The 1,175-nt window shown below is 61.9% G+C and carries 1 protein-coding gene and 1 pseudogene; both read right to left on the reverse strand.

Annotation, left to right across the window (positions count from 1 at the left end):
- A pseudogene (locus EOA60_RS33905) lies at positions 1-364 on the reverse strand (preprotein translocase subunit SecY); the annotation flags it as partial.
- 278 nt (positions 365-642) lie between these two features.
- Positions 643-1,116, reverse strand: coding sequence for a 50S ribosomal protein L15 (gene rplO / locus EOA60_RS33910; protein ID WP_067321465.1), 474 nt, complete (start codon positions 1,114-1,116; stop codon positions 643-645).
- Positions 1,117-1,175 lie beyond the last annotated feature (59 nt).

Raw genomic sequence — 1,175 nt, forward strand, 5'->3', positions numbered from 1 at the left:
GGTTGATGATCTTGCGGCCCTGCTCGCCTTCCTTCTTCAGCGCTTCCAGCGACGGGATGACCGAGGTCATCAGCTGCATGATGATGGAAGCGGAGATGTAGGGCATGATGCCGAGCGCGAAGATCGCCATGCGCTGCACGGCGCCGCCGGCAAACATGTTGAACATGCCGAGCACGCCCTTGCTCTGCGAGGAGAAGGCCTGCGCGAAAGCGTCGGGATTGATCCCGGGAAGCGGGATGTAGGTGCCGAGGCGGTAGACGAGCAGCGCGCCGACGGTGAACCAGATGCGCTTCTTCAGATCCTCGGCCTTGGCGAAGGCCGCAAAATTCAGATTGGAGGCTAGTTGTTCAGCAGCCGAAGCCATGCCTGATTTTCTCCGCTAGAGCATGATGCCGAAAAGTGTGAAGCGGTTTTCGGAAGACATCATCCTCTACTTCATTGATTATGCTCTACTTCATTGATTTCTATGTCGCGCTCGATGCCCGCAGCTCAGGCGGCGCGTGTCACCGAAGCTCACGAGATAAGCTCCGGACCGTCAACATGCAAGCGGCCGCGTTGACGCGGCCGCCTAATTGATCAGATCAAAGCGCGGACGGGCGGCAAAAATGAAATCATACCCGCCGGCCGCGCTTCAAATCGCCGTTACTCGGCGGCGGCCGCTTCCGGCAGCTTCACCGAACCGCCGGCCTTCTCGATCTTCTCGATCGCAGCTTTGGAGGCGCCGGCGACGTCGAAGCTGAGCTTGGCCTTGAGCTCGCCGTCGGAGAGCACGCGCACGCCGTCCTTGGCGCGGCGGATGACGCCGGCAGTGATCAGGGTCTCAGCCGTCACGGTCTCCTTCGCGTCGAGCTTCTTGGCATCGACGGCAGCCTGGATGCGAGCAAGCGACACGACGGTGAAGCTCTTGGCGAACAGGTTGTTGAAGCCGCGCTTCGGCAGGCGCCGGTAAAGCGGCATCTGGCCGCCCTCGAAGCCGTTGATGGCAACGCCCGAGCGTGCCTTCTGGCCCTTAACGCCGCGACCGGCGGTCTTGCCAGAGCCGGAGCCGATGCCGCGACCGAGGCGCTTCCTGGAGTGCGTGGCGCCGTCCTTGTCACGCAGATCGTTGAGTTTCATGTTTCTGTCTCCTGCGCTTCCGTTCAGGCCTCGTCCACAACGCGGACGAGGTGCTGGAC

Origin of the sequence: Mesorhizobium sp. M1A.F.Ca.IN.020.06.1.1, assembly GCF_004023265.1 — a bacterium.
Classification (GTDB): domain Bacteria; phylum Pseudomonadota; class Alphaproteobacteria; order Rhizobiales; family Rhizobiaceae; genus Mesorhizobium.

Excerpts from the sequence above, each read along its gene's own strand:
- rplO (WP_067321465.1), bottom strand. The coding sequence starts at position 1,116 with ATGAAACTCAACGATCTGCGTGACAAGGACGGCGCCACGCACTCCAGG.